Origin of the sequence: Mariprofundus micogutta (assembly GCF_001895085.1) — a bacterium.
Lineage (GTDB): Bacteria > Pseudomonadota > Zetaproteobacteria > Mariprofundales > Mariprofundaceae > Mariprofundus > Mariprofundus micogutta.
Map to the genome: position 1 here is coordinate 1 of NZ_BDFD01000016.1, position 17,069 is coordinate 17,069.

Genomic DNA, 17,069 nt, shown 5'->3' on the forward strand with positions numbered 1-17,069 from the left:
AATGTGCTTCATGGCCTGAGTTCTCCGTTCTGTGAATTTGCTGTCTGGATAACTACAAATTTACCATAATCGTTGGGAATTCAGGCCTGTTTTCTTGCTGCTAATTCCTTAACCGGACAGCAGTGATGAATTCTATTGACCGCGTGCGCTTTTCTGATTCAATCCGCATATATGTCCAAACATCTTCATATTCTCGGCGTCTGCGGTACAGCCATGGCAGCAATCGCGGCTCTGGCCAAGGCACAGGGTTGGATAGTTACAGGTTCTGATGCCGGTGTTTATCCGCCGATGTCCGACTATCTGGCTGAACTGGGTGTGGAGATTGCAGCTTTTTCTGAAGAGAATCTGAATCCGGCCCCTGATCTTTGTGTGATCGGCAATGCCATGAGCCGCGGTAATGTCGAGGTGGAAGCTATCCTCAACAGAGGCCTGGCTTACTGTTCAGGGCCTCAGTTTGTTGGTGATCATGTGTTGCCGGGGCGCCATGCTGTTGTTGTTGCAGGCACACACGGCAAAACCACATCGTCATCACTGATCGCACATGTGCTGGAAGTGGCGGAGCAAAGTCCCGGCTTTCTGATTGGCGGCGTGCCGGAGAATTTTGGTGGTGGTGCGAGAATCGGAAACGCTGCGCCTTTCGTGTTGGAAGGTGATGAATATGATACCGCTTTTTTTGATAAACGAAGCAAGTTTCTGCACTACCATGCCCGTACCCTGATCCTGAATAATCTGGAATATGATCATGCAGATATCTTTCCGGATCTCGATGCGATCAAAACCCAGTTTCATCATCTGATGCGCACCGTGCCAGCTGATGGGGTAGTGATCGCCAACGCCGATGAGGCAGATATTACGGATGTGATTCAGCGCGGCTGCTGGTCGCCGGTTATTAGTTTTGCCCGCTTCGGTCATGCTGAGGCAGAGTGGCAGTGGCAGGTTTTGAGTGAAGATGGATCATTATTCAGATTATATCGGGATGGCAGCCCTGTACTGGAAGCAGCATGGGACATGATAGGTGTTCACAATGTGGCCAATGCCTGTGCGGTTGCAGCAGCAGCCACCTCAATGGGTGTGGAGATTGAGACTATCAAAGAGGCGTTTGAAAGTTTCTCCGGTATTCGTCGGCGTATGACGCTGGTGGGCGAAGCTGGCGGTGTGAAAGTATTTGATGATTTTGCCCATCATCCGACTGCAATTACCGGTATGGTAAGTGCTGCTCGCGCAAGCATGAAAAAGAACGGGGCAGACGGAAAACTGTGGGTGATAGTCGAGCCGCGCTCCAATACCATGCGGACCCGTATCCATCAGGAACGATTGCCACTCTGTTTTGATGCCGCAGATCATGTGGTGTTTGCGGCACCTTCTGACCGTAATCTGCAACCGGAAGAGGTGCTCGACGCTGCTGCTGTTTGTCGGGAAATTGGAAGCAAGGCCTCGCTCATTGAGGATGTAGGTTCCATCGTCGACTTTGTTGCTGATGGCGCAGCATCCGGCGACCATGTGCTGGTGCTTTCCAATGGTGGCTTTGAAGGTATTCATAAGCGTTTGCTGGCAAACTTAAGCTGAACGGCGCATTGAATTTTGTGTTCACGGCCATACTTGGCTAGTATGAGCGCGCTTTTTCGTAATGATTATTCTGGAGGGGATATGCCAACAACATTGAACAAGATAGCCACACAGGGTGACAATGGCTCAGCCATGATGCCGATTATCCAGGGTGTAGGCCGTGCAGCGATTGAAATCGCAGCTGTTCTGCGCGGTGCCGTTTTTCGCGGTGCACTGGGTGAAGCTGGCGGTGAAAATGTACAGGGCGAGCAGCAGCAGGTGCTGGATGTTCTCTCCGATGAAATCTTTCTTGATGAAATGCGCTCCACAGGTTTTGTCTGTGCAGTAGGTTCTGAAGAACAGGAAGAGTTGCTGGTGATCGAAGAGTATTCGCATGCCGATTATCTGGTGTTGGTGGATCCGCTTGATGGTTCATCCAATCTTGATGTTGATGGTCCTGTTGGCACGATCTTCTCCATTGTGAAACGTAAAACGGCTAATTCCGATCGTCCTCATGTGTCTGATACATTGCAGTCCGGTCAGGGTGTGATTGCTGCCGGTTATGTATTGTATGGCCCGTCTTTGATGATGGTTTGCTCAGTAGGTGCCGGTGTGGATGGTTATACATTTAACCCTGCTTCAGCCCGTTTTGAACTGAGTCATGGTGATATTCGTATTCCTGAAACCGGCGGTTACTACTCCGTGAATGAGTCCAACAAAGATAAATGGCTGGATGGCATGGGCGATAATCTGGACCGCATGAAAACAGAAACAGGCCTTGGTATGCGTTACGTGGGCGCGATGGTTGCAGATATGCACCGTACGCTGCTGAAAGGTGGCGTTTTCCTTTACCCTGCTGATGAAAAGAACACGACCGGCAAACTGCGTCTGTTGTACGAAGCAATTCCTATGGGTTTTGTAATGGAGCAGGCTGGTGGTAAAGCGATGAGCAACGGTATTGCAGTTCTGGATATCGAACCTGAAGCGTTGCACCAGCGTGTACCTGTATATTTGGGATCGAATACCAACGTTGATTCTCTGCTTGGCTAATCTTGGCTGAAAGCAAACAATTTGTAGAAACATATTTAAGGGAAATCGGTGTGCAGACACCGGTTTCCCTTTTTACTTCAGAGCAATCTGCTTCTGATCAATCCGCTTCCGGGCAGTCGAATCTCAGGCCTGAGATTTTAGTGCAGCAAACAGATTCGAAAGTACATTCTCCTGCAGCGGATGCTTCCGCTATAACTTCTCCGGCAAAGCAGAATTTCGAGGTCAAGGCCGACGTTCCGGCTGTAGCGAAGTCTGTCTCCGGTGGTCTGTCAGATCTGGCGGTAAAAGCGTCAACATGTCGTCTCTGTAGTTTGAGCCAGGAACGTAATCAGGTGGTCTTTGGCGTGGGTAACCCTGATGCCGATCTGGTGTTTATCGGTGAGGCTCCGGGGCGTGAAGAGGATTTGCAGGGTGAGCCTTTTGTCGGGCGCGCTGGTCAGTTACTTGATCGTATGCTTGCAGCAATGGGGATGGGTCGGAACGAAATTTATATTATGAACACAGTAAAATGCAGGCCGCCAAATAATCGTGACCCTAAACCGGATGAGGTGCAGGCATGCAATTTATGGTTTGAGCAGCAGCTGGATATGCTGCGGCCGAAAATGATTTGTCTGCTTGGCCGTGTTGCGGCACAAACTGTGCTGAAGTCGGATGAACCTCTGGGGGCACTGCGCGGACGCTGGTATGACTACCAGGGGATTCCTGTCTGGGTGACGTACCATCCGGCTTATCTGCTCAGATCACCCGGCCAGAAGCAGAAGTCCTGGCAGGATCTGCAGGCTCTGTTATCCGGTTTTCAAAAGTTGAATTAATACCTGCAGTTTGTTTCCGCAGTCGGTATGGCCAGCGATCCGAGAATCAGTCGCTAACGCATCTCAAAAGTTTAAATCAAAGAACCGGCAACATAGAAACCGGCCAAAGAGATTAAAGAAATAGCGATATCAAGTTCAATCATAGGTTCACCCTCCACAGTGTTAGGGCTGATGCTATGAGGAATCATGGTTTTTGATGTGTCCGAAGTCACATTAGTGATTGTTTTGAATAGAACGTATTGAACTGCGAGCGAGATTGATAACGCTTGAGCTTGCCCCGGACGGGGCGAATAGGGTTCGCTGAATGCCTGTGAGGTTTAAGCTATATTTGAGCCGATATACAGACAGGCCAGAGCCAGAATCGTGTAAGCAATATCAAATTTGATCATCGTTTCCTCCTTGTTGTGACTTGGTCGGCAAACGTTGTGGGCTGCAATAAGGCTGTTCTGTGATCCGGGTCACAAAAACACGGGTTGCCACACTATTTAATGCAGAATCTTAACATTTTCGGGCTATGTGACAGGTTTGTATAGAGAAATCAGGGTCTCAGTGATCTGTTTTCAGCATTAATCAAGTAGAGACTGAATGGCCGCCAGCAGGGCAGGGGCAGCAGTTTCGGTGCGCATGACGCGCGGGCCGAAGGTGAGTGACTGAAAACCTGCGCTTGCAAGTATTTCTATATCACGCGGGCTCCAGCCGCCTTCGGGCCCGATGGCGAGTGTAATATTTGAGGCTGAGGCCATATTGCTGCGTTGTTCCGGCCAACTGGTGTCTGTTTCGGGATGCAGGGTGAAGGCCATGCCTTTGGCATCGACATCACTGAGCTTGTTCAGCCACTGCACTTTCGGAACGCTGGTTCTTTCACTCTGCTCGGCAGCTTCAATAATAATTTTCTGCCAGCGCTCAATGCGTTTGCCCAGCTTGTTGGCATCCAGTTTTAAAGAGCTGCGTTCTGAACGGATAATTGTAAAGCTGGCAGCTCCCAGTTCGGTAGCTTTTTGCAGCACAGTTTCAATTTTTTCGTTGCGGCAGGCAGCCTGAACAATATGTACAGATACAGGCATCTCGCGTGAAATGTCTGCAAAAGATTCCACATGGATGCTTGATTCCTGTTTGGTGAGTATCTCAATCGTACCCTGATATTCACCACCAAAGCCATTGAATAACACCACAGGGCTGCCGGGGCCAAGTCGCATAACCGTGCGCAGGTAATGGCCCTGGTCAGAGGGAAGCCCGATGCTTTCGCCAATGTTGATTTCTTCTTCGATATAAAGCCTGCAATGCATGGGCAAATACGGCCTGATCGGGCCTGGTAAGGCAAGCGCTTTTGATGCGTGTGTCGGCGAACATGAGGCTTGACCCACGCTCTGCTTGCCCCATGATGCGCGCATGTTCTTCGGGTCTCTGGAATCACAAGATTGGCAGTCAGTACGTCACTGGAAAGCAGATGATGCGGGGGTAAGCCGCGATGCTGCCGCAGTTTTAACGACTGCTGGTTCTCTGACGCGTTTCCTGGAGCGCCATTTCGGTATTAAGCTTGAAGTGCGCTTGCATGATCAGTTTGTTGATATGGCACTGCTGGAAGAGGCGCAGCTGCTTGGTTGTGAGCCTGGCGACAGGGCTTTGCGGCGGCAGGTGTCCCTGATGCATCGCGGTTCAGTGCTCTTTGATGCTGAATCAGTATTGCCGCTGGAAGATCTGCCTGCCGATTTGATGCGTGACCTGGAAGAGGGTAAGCGCCCTTTGGGTAATCTGCTGCTGGATCGGGGGTTGTCGCTTTCACGCTCGGATCTCAGTGTTGTTCAGTTGCAGGCCGATGGCGGCATTAACGGCTGCTGGGCGCGCCGCTCTGTTTTGCGTTCGCCATCGGGCACGCGCGCGCTTGTGGTTGAGCTGTTTCACCCTGAAATGTGGAAGCGGCTTGAGTCATCATCTCGCCGTTATAGCGTCAGGGATCGCTAATGATGCAGTTCTCACCGGTTGGTTCGGCTTCTGACTGGTACAGACTGCTTCGTATCGACAAGCCGGTGGGTTACTGGCTGTTGCTCTGGCCTACTTTGTGGGGCTTGTTTGCCGCCTCAGGTGGAATGCCAAGTCTGAAAAACCTGATTATATTTGTTTGCGGTGTGTTATTGATGCGCTCTGCAGGTTGCGTGATCAATGATTTTGCAGATCGTGATTTTGATCCGCACGTGGAGCGTACTAAAACCAGGCCTATCGCCTCCGGAGCTATATCTCCGGCATCAGCCCTTGCCGGCTTTTTGCTGATGATGCTGGTGGCGCTGCTTCTGGTATCCCAGACTTCGATGTTTGTCATTTTGCTGGCTGTGGTGGGGGCCGTACTGGCAAGTTTTTATCCTTTTCTCAAGCGATATACTCACTTTCCGCAGGCTTGGCTTGGCATGGCTTTCGGATGGGGGGCTGTGATGGCCTGGGCTGCTGAAACCGGCTCAGTATTGGATTCTCCTGTGCCGTGGTTACTTTTCGCGGCCAATATCTGCTGGTCACTCTCTTATGATACCGCATACGCATTTGGTGATCGGAAAGATGATATCAATATCGGTGTGAAGTCCACAGCAATCTGGCTCGGTGATCGGGCCGTGGCTGCCGTAGTTGCCCTGGGTGTTATGGTATTGCTGCTGCTTGGATTTGCCGCTATCTCGCTGGGTGGCCTTTGGGTGATGCTTGGCTTGTGTGCAGCGACAGCACTGCAGCTCTATCTCTGCTTGAAATTACTGCGGTTGGGGGAGCCATGGGGATTCAGTTTTTTTCTCCAGTCGCACCGGGTTGGTGCGCTATTTGCGACAGGTTTAATACTGCAAGGCTTGTTAGCTTGAAGGCATAGTGTAGAATTGCTCCTGTTCGCCGATATGGTCGGTGTTCGCATATGGGGGCGATTTGGCTTCGACGAAGATGCTGAACCCTGTAGGGCATGTCGGGATTGCACTCTCGTTAAAAAGGCAACTTGCAATAATTGCAAACGACGACGTAGAACTAGCTTACGCTGCGTAAGTTACCCCGCTCTTGAGGTGTCCATCCATTGAGAAATCGGGGCCATTTAGATGGAATCGCTACTACAGAACGGAGACTCGTGGTCTGTAGAGTTAAATAGCTACGAATCGACCCCTTGGGCATTTTGTCCGTTTGGTTCTCAAGGGGTGCTGTTCAAATGGACTAAACATGTAGAACTGCAGGCTGATGGTTTTCGGACGCGGGTTCGAGCCCCGCCGCCTCCACCAAAAGAGCATCCAAGGATGCACCATAAAGGCCAGTAATCGTTGTGATTGCTGGCTTTTTTCTTTTTCAGTAGTCCGGCAATGTGCAGCAACATCCCATGGTAGTCGACATTTTATGCAGTAACTGCTACAGTAACAGGCGTGTTGTAGCTGTTTTTGTAGAAAAGTTACTGCATCTGGTTGGAGGTTACTGCGATGGCAAAGCACATGATCGCATCAGACATCAGCATTCGCACTGCCAAACCAAAGGATAAGGCATACCGCATTTCAGATGGTGGAGGCCTGTATATGCTGGTTCAGACCAGTGGTGCGAAATGGTGGCGGTTGGATTATTCAATTGCAGGTAAGCGCAAAACATTATCTCTAGGTGTGTATGATAAGGTGACGCTGAAAAAAGCCCGTGCTGAGGCGGATAGGGCAGGTAAATTGATCGCTGACGGCATTGACCCTAGTGATAAGCGTAAGGCGAAGAAGAAAGCTGAAGCGGCTGCAATAGACCGAGAGCAGCGCATTAAATATGGGGTTCCTCTTCAAGACTCTTTTGAAGAAGTTGCCCGCGAGTGGCACGAGAATCGAAGCGTAAAGCTTTCAGAAAAGCACGCCGACAGAATACTACTGCAATTTGTTAAAGACGTGTTCCCTTGGCTGGGTCACCTCACAATTGGCGAGATTGAAGCCCCTGAAGTGTTAGAAATGTTACGTAGGGTTGAGGCACGAGGTGCAATAGAGACTACGCACAGAATCAAGGCTAATTGCTCCAGAGTATTCAGTTATGCCATTGCCATTGGAAAGGCGAAGCGTAACCCATGTGAAGATATAAAAAGTGAGGATGTGCTGACACCTGTAGTGCATAAGCGCATGGCAACAATTACTGACCCTAAAAGGGTGGGCGAGTTGCTGCGCGCAATCACTGGCTATTCAGGTTCATTTATTACCCGCTGTGCTTTGCAGTTTGCACCTTATGTGTTTGTACGGCCTGGTGAGTTGCGTCATGCCGAATGGGCTGAGTTTGATCTTGAAGCTGCTGAGTGGCGTATTCCTGCCCATAAGATGAAGGTGAAGGAAAAGCATATTGTACCATTATCGTTGCAGGCTGTGGCTGTGTTGCGCGAAATACAGGTGCTTACTGGAAACGGAAAATATGTATTTCCCAGTGTGCGCAGTGATAGCCGCCCAATGAGTGAAAATACCGTGAATGCTGCATTGAGACGTATGGGTTATGAAAAATCAGATATATGTGGACATGGTTTTAGGGCGATGGCTTCTACACTATTACATGAACGAGGTTGGGAATCAGATGTTATTGAGCGACAACTTGCTCATCGTGAAACTAACAAGGTTAAGGCTGCGTACAATCACGCTCAACATCTGCCTAGGCGTAAGAAGATGATGCAACACTGGGCAGACTATCTGGACGGGCTACGCGATGGCGCTGACGTGGTACCAATAGGTCGTGCCAATGCATCATTGAGTGTATGAAATGAAAACTTTTCTATTCATCCTCTTTTGCCTCGCCGCACCATTCATCATATTTTACCTAATGGTTACTCAGGGCTTGATTTATCTTGTATTTGGCTATGCCGTCCTGTTTACCATGCTCATCTTTACCCTTATAGACGGCCCTGATGAGAATGAGAGCTAGAAATACGCCCCACCTCCTACACCACATAGGAATAACTAAAAAAACATTGAGGTAGTAATCATGAAACAAGAAAATGTATTTATAGTTAATCCACTCGCAAGGATTGATGAAATCAGAGATGCGCTGAATGAACGGCTGGCACATGCAAAGGCCATAGCAGACTATATTCGCTGTGATGGAAGCCAACCAGATGGTACTGACATGCAAATGGGCGATTCTGTTGTACGCGAGGCTGCATGGGCCATTTCAACATTGATTGATGATGCAATGACACTTGAATCAGCCATGATTGATAAAGTTAATCAGCCACGGTTAAAGGCAGCTTAGTTAAAAGCTGGCTGGGCGGATAGGCGGGGCCTGATCACCCTGCTGAAAAGGTTGCACACCCCTTCCGCCCAGCTTAATAATTACTGTGTGCGAGGTGTGCTAGTGGAAGATGAAATCAAACTTTCAGGCTTTGTTCGCCATCCAACTGGTGATGATTTAGAGGTTGATGACCTTCATAATTTAAAGCTTTGCATAACAGAACTGGATGATCTTGGAAGCTATAAGCTTGATGAGGATGATGCTTGTGATGTGCGCATGTTGCTGATCACGAAAAAGGATGAATTTGATCGCACAAAAAACCCAATTATAGCCATGGAGGCTTTTGTCATTTCACACAAAGTTGGATTGTTTCCGCCGATGTGGGTTCTTAACTTTTTCGCCAATGGTTTTGAAGAATACCATGAAGCTCTCGGCAAGATTTCACTTGATAGGGTGCTTGGGCTTGTAAGAGGAAAGGGTCAGACAAATGCATTCAAAGAGCTAATAAATAAAGATCGGAATGAAAATGTTGCATTAGAGGCTTATCGGCTTCGTCATCTCTTTAATATTTCCATAGAAGAGGCTGCTTTCATGGTGTTTAGAAGAATTGAACATATGGATGGTCAAAATAATTGGGACTTGACCGGCTTAAATATCAGAGCTATTTCTGAGGAGACAATAAAAGATATCTGTAATAGAGGCATAGACCCCTTCCGACAATCCGACCATCCCTATGACCTTTCAGATTTATCACTAGAGGACAAACTGAAATGGCTAGAGCCCTATCGAGGTCGCTTAGATAGTTACGAGTTCCCAGATAAAATAAAAAGCTTGGTGTGAAATGGCTTATTTCATACCTACGACGCCTTAAGCTTCCACTGATGTAGTTCGGGTTACGACGCACGCCAATGGCGTAAATCAGTCGTAGAGGTGCTACATTGTACGAGAACCCAGAACCAGAAGGCTTTATGCGGCTGCCAGAAGTGCTGCGTATTATCCCAGTATCTAAAACCCAGTGGTACGAAGGGGTAAGGAACGGCCGCTACCCAAAAGGCATAAGTCTTGGCCCGAGAACTACTGCTTACCGAGTATCTGATATTAGAAAATTAGTTGATGAGCTAGGCGGTGCATCATGAGTGCATCCACTTCTCAGCAGCGAAATGAAATCATACGTATGATTCGCAGTAAGGGCCGCATGTCCACTCTGGACGCCCGAAATAACGGCATCATGCATCCTGCAATGCGTGTGAAAGAGCTACGCAATCAGGGTCATAAGATCGTAACCAATTGGATAAACCAAACAGACCATGCAGGTATAGGCCATCGGATAGCTGTCTATACGATTGATGGAGGCAGCCATGCTTAATAAGCGAATCATCGGAAAACGAATCGATCTGGATGACTTACATTATGAAATCGAACAGCTAAAAGCTGCACTTATGGGGGTTTATGACTTTATAATCTTGTTCGAGAAGATTTATGAAGACGCTGGTCACCATTCGACTATAAGAAGCCTTGCAAATTTAGGCAGGTGCGCAGCTTCCAATATTGCTGACAAATTAGAGTTCAACCTGCGCCAGCTTGAGAGAAGGAAAGGGGATTATTTAAAGAGTGCAGCTACCCCTAACACAGGAGGTGCTACATGATGTACCCTTGGAGGACGAGCGCAGAGGTCGCTCCCAAGGTGCCGGATAAGGCTGAGTGGCATATATTCCCGCTCACTGCCGGTACTAAAATACCTATCAAAGACGTTTCATTCAAAGATGCACTACCACAATCCGAGGCCGTGAAAAGATGGCCAACAATCCTTAATGGCAACTATGGCGTAGTGGTCGGAAAGTCAGGCTATATCGTCATAGATATTGACGTTAAGGATGGGAAAGTCGGCAGGGAAACCTTCGCAAAGCTGCAGGAAAAATACGGTCGGCCAGACGATACATACATGGTCACTACACCGTCAGGAGGGTTCCATGCCTATTTCAAACGCCCTGCAGGGTGTGACTTCATCGGAAACATTGATATTGGCAAAGACATTGATATTCGATGTGATGCCGGTTACGTCCTTCCAGCCGGTGCCAAAGCAGACGGTGGCGAGTACAAAGTCATGCGTGGCGATGAGTCAGGCATTATCGAGCTACCTGAGACTTGGCAAAAATTTATCAAAGGAATCATTGAGCAGAAATCCAAGCCTGCCGCTCATGTGAGTCAGCCGGTCAGTAGCGGCCCGATACCTGATAATCAGGTAACAGATATTCGCAATGCACTTGCCTATATCTCACCGGATGATTACGACACATGGCTACAGATCGGCATGGCTTTGAAATCTACCGGTGCAGGCGAGCAAGCCTATACGCTATGGGCTGAGTGGAGTGCAAGATCACCCAAGTTTGATGCAGAGGCCCAGGTTAAGAAATGGGCGAGTATCACACCGGAAGGCGGTATCAATGTTGAGTCGATTTTTGCAATGGCAACTGACCGAGGATGGGTGAATATACCCACGCCGTCTAATGAGCCTTTTGATCTATCTGGATTGATAGCTGCAAGCAATGACGATGGTGTAACACCAGAAAGATGGGATGCTAAAAAAGAGGATGAGATCGAGCGCATACCTGATCGCCTCCAGACTACGCCATGCGACTTTGTGAATGAAACAGCTAACTACCTCAATGGTATGTCGCGTAAGGCAGTAAGGGCTGCTGCAGTAAGCACGGCAGTTTCGGTTGCGTGCGCTATCACTTCGCGCCGGTTTTACTCTGAAAATAAAAACGTCACATCCATTTACCAGAAACTCATCATGCCGTCCGGTGCAGGTAAGAATTTCACCAAAAAAGGAGTTTCATCACTGCTTGCCGATGCCGGATTAGATCAAATGTATGGAGCTACTGATTACAGTAGTGATTCAGCTATTAGGTCAGAGTTGCTTGGCTATCCGCGCCAGTTCTCAGTGATAGATGAATTTGGTGATAAGATGGGTAATGCATTCCGTGCCAAGGGCGATAGTCAAAAGAAGTCTGCCTTCATGTTATTTAAGGAGGCATATTCAGATGCAGACTCACGGACAATGCCAAAGGCCATGTCACAGCTTGGGATAGAGAAGTGCAAAAGGCAGTCATCCAGCGATAACACAGTCCATTGGCCAGCACTGAATTTACTCTGTCTGACTACGCCTGGTCAGTATCTCGATGCAATGGAGGGTTCACATATTGAGGGTGGTTTTCTAAACCGTTTTATTGGCATCGTGCTTCACTCTGAACCGGTAATAAAAAACCGTACGCCATCTGATGAAGTACCCCAGTCACTCATTGATAAGATCATTGAGGTAAACGCAGTCTATTCACCAGATGCTGAATTAACCCTTGATAGCGCTCTCATGAAACCAGTGCCTAATATTGTTGCTTTCAGTCAGGAAGCAAAAGACCTGTTTGATGCCTTCGATGATGAAATTGACACATGGGAGCATGACGAGTGGAAATCTAATTTCTCCCGCCGATGGCTTGAAAATGCCATGCGAATCAGTACCGGCTTTGCAGCCTGCAATAACCCACATGCGCCAGTGGTGACACGGAGAATCGCTGAGTGGTGTATTGATTATGTTCGGTTTCATGGTGAGCGGTTTATGAGGTTTGTTAAGGAAGGGATGTATGAAAGCCCCTACGACAAAAGGTATGCAAAGGCTCTGAAGACTCTGCGTGAAAATGGTCGAGTGAATCTAACTAGATTAGCTGGCCTTGCTGGTTTTCGCGGATTGAATCAACGAGAACGCGCAGCCCTTATTACTGACATGGAAGAAAGAGGCGATGCGGCCAAAGAGGTGGAAGCAACCAAGGGTAGAGCGAAGACCTATGTTTATCCTACCAAGACGCCCAAGTGGTCATAATGACTTTTCCAGCATAAAGAATAATGGAATTGAGAGTTTATAGCGCATGAAATAGGTGAGTATGTTTGGAAAAGATGCGGGAAAAGAATAGAGGCTGTATGTGTTGGTATATATAGATTTTTTTATTATAAATATACTTATCCAGTCATTCAAACACCCACCTCCTCTACCCCTGCCAATCACCCATTTCAGGGTGTCTTACTACACCCCCTCTGCATAAAAAGTTTGAAAAGCATAAAAAGATTCTTATGTGCCTTTCATGATGACGACATGGTTGAAAAATTTTTCATAAACGCCGAACCATTGCGGCGCGAATTACCCACGGCGCACCGATTCTTACAGTACCTTGTGATTTTATATCACAGCAAATAAAAGGAGATCAGATTGAGCTCATACAGTATAAACAAACTTGCAGAAATGACGGGGAAGGCTCCCCGCACAATTAAAAAGCGATTGACTGAAGCCAAGCTTGAGCCCGTTCGACAGGAGGGTAGGACAGCCCTGTATGGCTCAGTGGATGCCCTTGCAGCCTTATACCCGCAGGAGGCGGCCAAGCGCCCTACGGGCTCGTCTGACATTGATATTGATGTAGAGAAAGCCCGTGAGACTAAAGCCCGTGCTGATGGCCTTGAGATTAAAAATGCTGTATCGCGCCGTGAGCTTGTTCCGGTGGGTGTGGTTGAATGGCTGGTCGGTGGCGTATGCGCGAAGCTGGCAAGTGGCCTTGAGTCTCTGCCGGTGAAGTTGAAGCGCCGTTGCCCGAAACTAAACGCAACAGACCTTCACCTGATTGACTCTGAAATTACCAAGTGGCGAAACGAAATGGCCGACATGGACTTGGACTTTGATGAGTATGAAGGAAAGTAAGCTGCTTGTGCTTGCCCTCATCAGAGGTCCAATACTGAAATAAAAAACTATATTAAAACGGAGAAATTAATTTGAAAGTACAAGTAAATAATAAAACTGAGCCTCTAAGCCTTGCTCATGAACAGAAGCGATTGGCCAAAGCTAGGGCTGAGAGCATGGCTATTGAGGGTGTAAAGAAATATCAGGCAATCAAACCTGAACTAAAGAACAAGTTGGATGCAATTCTCACGGATGAAGATATGGCTAAAGTTGAACCGGTAATTGATGAGGCGCTTTTTAAGCTTGCGGCTGAAGCAGCCATGTATCAAAAGTTATTGGAGGATTGAAGGGGGGGCAAGGAATGGTTATCAATCATCCTTCTGATTTATACATTCAGCGATGGAAGTCATAGCAGATTGTAGGTGCTAAATCACATGGAATATATTCTATCAATTTTAATCCCAGGCTAATATTTATGTGCTACATTTCATAGGAGATGATTAATGATACCGATGTTATTGTCGACATATTACCTATGATGCGTAACCAAAAATTTGCATTTTTTGCTAATCAAGCATTAAGATTGCGGAATCTTATGGGGGAAAATCATGTTTAGTGAGCATAAAGTTTCTCAGATGGCGGGCTACTTTCTGTCATTGTGTGAAGGAAATAGCATGCCTCATTTGAAGTTGATGAAGCTCTTATATCTTGCTGATCGCAAATCCTTGGATGAGTATGGTTTTCCAATTTCAGGGGATAGCGTTGTTGCTATGCCCCATGGCCCAGTTCTCTCTATGACACTAGATTTCATTAATGGTGCAGCCAAATCATCATCAGGCGGATGGGAGTCGTGGATTTCAGACAGATCGAACCACAGGGTCTCGTTGCGCAGCAGTAGTCACACTCGTGGCGATTTTGATGAGTTAAGTGATATTGATATAGACATTCTTGATGAGATTTGGATTCAATTTAAAGATATGGGACGTTGGGATATTAGGGACTACACTCATGACAATTGTCCTGAGTGGGAGGACCCTAAAGGTTCATCTATGCCGATTCCTTTTCGCAAGATTTTTGAGGCACTAGGGAAGAGTAGACAAGAGGCTGTTGCTCTGGAGGCCCGCATTGAAGATGAGGTCGCAATTGAAGGTGTCTTTGCTCGATTGTGAGTCTATTTTTTCCGGTACAGCAAGCCACCCTTCTTATTCCCTCTGGCCCAAGTGATGACCCTGATAGAAAGCATCTTTTTATTTTATTAACAAACCCACATGGTGAGCCACCAAAAGCCTTAATGGTCAGTATATCTACAATTCGTGATGGGAAGTATTATGATAACAGTTGTGTTTTAAAGGCTGGTGAGCATGACTTTATCAAGCGTGATAGTTTCGTGCTGTATAGTCGAGCGCGTATCGAGCCTGCTGAAAAAATAATGAAGGGCGTTGAGTGCAATGAATTTATTTATAAGGGAATCATGAATGCCAATTCATTTCAGTCTATTTGTGACGGATTGATGAAGTCACATCACGCATCACCAAAGGTGAAAAAGTTTTTTTCTGACTCTGTGGGTTAATTAGACCCCCTAATTATTGGATGGTATTTTTTATATCTCCATCATCTATTATATACTATATAAGCGAAGCTATTATGCAGTAACTCCCACAGTAACTTTGACCACATGCACCCTAATCCGTTGTTGTTAAAGCCTATTCGAGTGACGCCGCCACCAAATACAAAGGGTCGCCCAATCGGGCGGCCCTTTGTATTTGGTGAGCGTGTTAGGGATGAGTGCCCACGGTTCGACAATTCGGCATGACAGCCGAATTGGACGGCCAAAGGCCGCCCGCAGGGCAAGGGCAGGATGCCCGTAGTCAACCCCGCCCATTCATTGAGCCGAGTTTTGATTGGGGGTATCCCCAACCAATCGGGCGGCCCTTTGTATTTGGTGGTTCTGTTGGGGTAAGCATCCTCAGTCAGCTTCGACGGGATGCTGTTTTAATGTCTGGTGTATTAAGTGTAACTGAAAGGTTTGAGCCCAATCTGCATCAAGGATGCACTGCGCTCGCCTATGCTGATTACTGTTGAATCAGGGCCGATACTGTCCCGTAGAATGCGACAATCAGTCCGATTGCAACGAGAATCGTAATATTATTTAAATGAATGGATTGATCGCGTGACTTGGACATGGCTGCCTCCGCAGGGCTGAAGTATTGGGCGTTTGTATCACTTCTGGCGGCAAGTGATGTGACAGGCGTCACAGGGGGGCAGTATTTCTTAAAGCTAGTGTGGTGGGCAGGCCCTGAAGCGCTGTTGCAAGCCATGTGATGTCATGTATTTGTAATCTATCTCACATTAACCGGAGCGATGCGCCAATAGGCTTCGCCTCAAGTCAATGCCAAGGAGGCTGATATGAATAAGCGAATGACTCAGGACGCATAAATGTAGAGCTTGATGAGCAGAGCAATGTAGCAACGGTTGCTATTGTTGTAGTGGCCCTCGGTGCATTGGGTATTATTTCAACCATTTTTTAAGCGCCTGCTGATTCACATGATGCCTGGCTTTGCCGGCTTGTAATTACCAAGGTTTTTTTGTTTCTTCTACCGATCGCTTGAAGCCTAAGGGTTCAATGGGTTTATCCTTGTCAGACCTCTTTTCGATTTATGTTTTTGCATGGGTTTGCCGCCCATGTTTTTTTACATTGTATTTCAACCGCGCTGTTTAAAGAAAATCGCTTAAGTTGTGAAATAACCTACAAATTATTGTGGTTGAAAATACCACTGTTTATGTTATTTTTCCGTAGTTTTCTTAGGGAGAAACCACCTTATATGCTTGACCGGACATAGGGCCGATGGTAGCAAGCACGTCCTTTTTTTCGGGAGAGGAACGGGGAGTTTCATAAAGTTTTAGGAGGGGAGATTCATGGGCGCGACTTATCTCGCGAATGAATATGCACCAATCTTTATCTTTATTTTGATAGCGATTGGCATGGGCGCTGCACCACTTGTACTGACAGCCCTTCTTGCTGAGCAGAAGCCGGATGCGGAAAAGCTTTCCGCTTATGAGTGTGGCTTCGAAGCTTTCGAAGATGCCCGCCTGCAATTCGACGTTCGTTTTTATCTATTAGCCATCCTGTTTGTTATCTTCGATCTGGAGAGTGCGTTCCTGTTTCCGTGGGCGATAGTGCTTGATCAAATCGGCCTGTTCGGCTTTGTTGAGATGGTGCTGTTCCTGGTGATTCTTCTGGTTGGATATATTTATGCGTGGAAGAAGGGAGCCTTGCAATGGGAATAGAGGGCGTACTTGAAAAGGGCTTTATCACCACGACGGCTGATAAGCTCATTAATGGTGCTCGTGCCGGTTCGCTGTGGCCTATGACTTTCGGTCTGGCCTGCTGTGCGGTGGAAATGATGCATGCCGGTGCTTCACGTTATGATCTTGACCGTTTCGGTATTGTGTTTCGTCCGTCTCCGCGTCAAGCGGATGTGATGGTGGTGGCTGGCACGCTGTGTAATAAAATGGCGCCGGCATTGCGCAAGGTGTACGACCAGATGTCAGAGCCTCGCTGGGTAATCTCTATGGGCTCATGTGCCAATGGTGGCGGTTATTATCATTATTCCTATTCGGTGACGCGAGGCTGTGATCGCATTGTTCCTGTGGATATCTATGTTCCGGGTTGCCCTCCAACTGCAGAGGCGCTGATTTACGGTTTTATTCAGCTGCAGGAAAAAATCAAACGTACCAATACGATTGCCCGGTAG

General features: G+C 47.6%; 19 protein-coding genes and 1 other RNA gene. 19 read left to right on the forward strand and 1 reads right to left on the reverse strand.

Annotation, left to right across the window (positions count from 1 at the left end; all coding sequences use genetic code 11):
- Positions 1 to 171: 171 nt before the first annotated feature.
- From mpl to MMIC_RS08915, 3 genes are all read left to right on the forward strand, one after another.
- On the forward strand, positions 172 to 1,566 hold the full coding sequence (gene mpl, locus MMIC_RS08905) for a UDP-N-acetylmuramate:L-alanyl-gamma-D-glutamyl-meso-diaminopimelate ligase (RefSeq protein ID WP_072660180.1): 1,395 nt from the start codon (positions 172 to 174) through the stop codon (positions 1,564 to 1,566).
- A gap of 81 nt (positions 1,567 to 1,647) precedes the next feature.
- The gene (locus tag MMIC_RS08910; RefSeq protein ID WP_072660123.1) at positions 1,648 to 2,595 is read left to right on the forward strand and encodes a class 1 fructose-bisphosphatase; all 948 of its coding nucleotides are present in this window, start codon (positions 1,648 to 1,650) and stop codon (positions 2,593 to 2,595) included.
- Between the two features lie 140 nt (positions 2,596 to 2,735).
- Positions 2,736 to 3,407, forward strand: a complete 672-nt coding sequence (locus MMIC_RS08915) for a uracil-DNA glycosylase (RefSeq protein ID WP_227819446.1) — start codon at positions 2,736 to 2,738, stop codon at positions 3,405 to 3,407.
- Positions 3,408 to 3,973: 566 nt separating this feature from the next.
- On the opposite strand, the gene MMIC_RS08920 is transcribed toward MMIC_RS08915, so the two are convergent.
- On the reverse strand, positions 3,974 to 4,798 hold the full coding sequence (locus MMIC_RS08920; protein ID WP_227819447.1) for a 16S rRNA (uracil(1498)-N(3))-methyltransferase: 825 nt from the start codon (positions 4,796 to 4,798) through the stop codon (positions 3,974 to 3,976).
- Between MMIC_RS08920 and MMIC_RS08925 the strand changes: the two genes are divergently transcribed.
- From MMIC_RS08925 to MMIC_RS09000, 16 genes are all read left to right on the forward strand, one after another.
- Positions 4,797 to 5,369: a chorismate--pyruvate lyase family protein gene (locus tag MMIC_RS08925; RefSeq protein WP_072660125.1), complete on the forward strand. Its 573-nt coding sequence runs from the start codon at positions 4,797 to 4,799 to the stop codon at positions 5,367 to 5,369. The genes MMIC_RS08920 and MMIC_RS08925 overlap by 2 nt on opposite strands.
- On the forward strand, positions 5,369 to 6,244 hold the full coding sequence (ubiA, locus tag MMIC_RS08930; RefSeq protein ID WP_227819448.1) for a 4-hydroxybenzoate octaprenyltransferase: 876 nt from the start codon (positions 5,369 to 5,371) through the stop codon (positions 6,242 to 6,244). Before MMIC_RS08925 ends, ubiA begins: the two co-directional genes overlap by 1 nt.
- A 52-nt stretch (positions 6,245 to 6,296) precedes the next feature.
- Positions 6,297 to 6,646: a transfer-messenger RNA gene (gene ssrA / locus MMIC_RS08935) on the forward strand.
- A gap of 192 nt (positions 6,647 to 6,838) precedes the next feature.
- Positions 6,839 to 8,122, forward strand: coding sequence for a tyrosine-type recombinase/integrase (locus MMIC_RS08940; RefSeq protein ID WP_227819449.1), 1,284 nt, complete (start codon positions 6,839 to 6,841; stop codon positions 8,120 to 8,122).
- Between the two features lie 223 nt (positions 8,123 to 8,345).
- Positions 8,346 to 8,612, forward strand: a complete 267-nt coding sequence (locus MMIC_RS08945) for a hypothetical protein (protein ID WP_072660126.1) — start codon at positions 8,346 to 8,348, stop codon at positions 8,610 to 8,612.
- 102 nt (positions 8,613 to 8,714) lie between these two features.
- Positions 8,715 to 9,431 (forward strand): hypothetical protein, encoded by a 717-nt coding sequence (locus MMIC_RS08950; protein WP_072660127.1) that lies wholly within the window; start codon positions 8,715 to 8,717, stop codon positions 9,429 to 9,431.
- 128 nt (positions 9,432 to 9,559) lie between these two features.
- Positions 9,560 to 9,727: a helix-turn-helix transcriptional regulator gene (locus MMIC_RS12985; RefSeq protein WP_072660184.1), complete on the forward strand. Its 168-nt coding sequence runs from the start codon at positions 9,560 to 9,562 to the stop codon at positions 9,725 to 9,727.
- Positions 9,724 to 9,957: a helix-turn-helix domain-containing protein gene (locus MMIC_RS08960; protein WP_072660128.1), complete on the forward strand. Its 234-nt coding sequence runs from the start codon at positions 9,724 to 9,726 to the stop codon at positions 9,955 to 9,957. Before MMIC_RS12985 ends, MMIC_RS08960 begins: the two co-directional genes overlap by 4 nt.
- Complete coding sequence (locus MMIC_RS08965) at positions 9,950 to 10,237, forward strand: hypothetical protein (protein ID WP_072660129.1); 288 nt, start codon at positions 9,950 to 9,952, stop codon at positions 10,235 to 10,237. Before MMIC_RS08960 ends, MMIC_RS08965 begins: the two co-directional genes overlap by 8 nt.
- Positions 10,234 to 12,468: a bifunctional DNA primase/polymerase gene (locus MMIC_RS08970; protein WP_072660130.1), complete on the forward strand. Its 2,235-nt coding sequence runs from the start codon at positions 10,234 to 10,236 to the stop codon at positions 12,466 to 12,468. Before MMIC_RS08965 ends, MMIC_RS08970 begins: the two co-directional genes overlap by 4 nt.
- Before the next feature lie 384 nt (positions 12,469 to 12,852).
- Positions 12,853 to 13,335 (forward strand): DUF1441 family protein, encoded by a 483-nt coding sequence (locus tag MMIC_RS08975; protein WP_072660131.1) that lies wholly within the window; start codon positions 12,853 to 12,855, stop codon positions 13,333 to 13,335.
- Positions 13,336 to 13,406: 71 nt separating this feature from the next.
- Entirely contained in the window at positions 13,407 to 13,661 is a 255-nt protein-coding gene (locus MMIC_RS08980) for a hypothetical protein (RefSeq protein WP_072660132.1), read from the forward strand.
- A gap of 261 nt (positions 13,662 to 13,922) precedes the next feature.
- Positions 13,923 to 14,483 (forward strand): Panacea domain-containing protein, encoded by a 561-nt coding sequence (locus tag MMIC_RS08985; RefSeq protein WP_072660133.1) that lies wholly within the window; start codon positions 13,923 to 13,925, stop codon positions 14,481 to 14,483.
- Complete coding sequence (locus MMIC_RS08990) at positions 14,480 to 14,884, forward strand: hypothetical protein (RefSeq protein WP_072660134.1); 405 nt, start codon at positions 14,480 to 14,482, stop codon at positions 14,882 to 14,884. Before MMIC_RS08985 ends, MMIC_RS08990 begins: the two co-directional genes overlap by 4 nt.
- A gap of 1,346 nt (positions 14,885 to 16,230) precedes the next feature.
- The gene (locus tag MMIC_RS08995; RefSeq protein WP_072660135.1) at positions 16,231 to 16,602 is read left to right on the forward strand and encodes an NADH-quinone oxidoreductase subunit A; all 372 of its coding nucleotides are present in this window, start codon (positions 16,231 to 16,233) and stop codon (positions 16,600 to 16,602) included.
- Entirely contained in the window at positions 16,593 to 17,069 is a 477-nt protein-coding gene (locus MMIC_RS09000) for a NuoB/complex I 20 kDa subunit family protein (protein WP_072660136.1), read from the forward strand. Before MMIC_RS08995 ends, MMIC_RS09000 begins: the two co-directional genes overlap by 10 nt.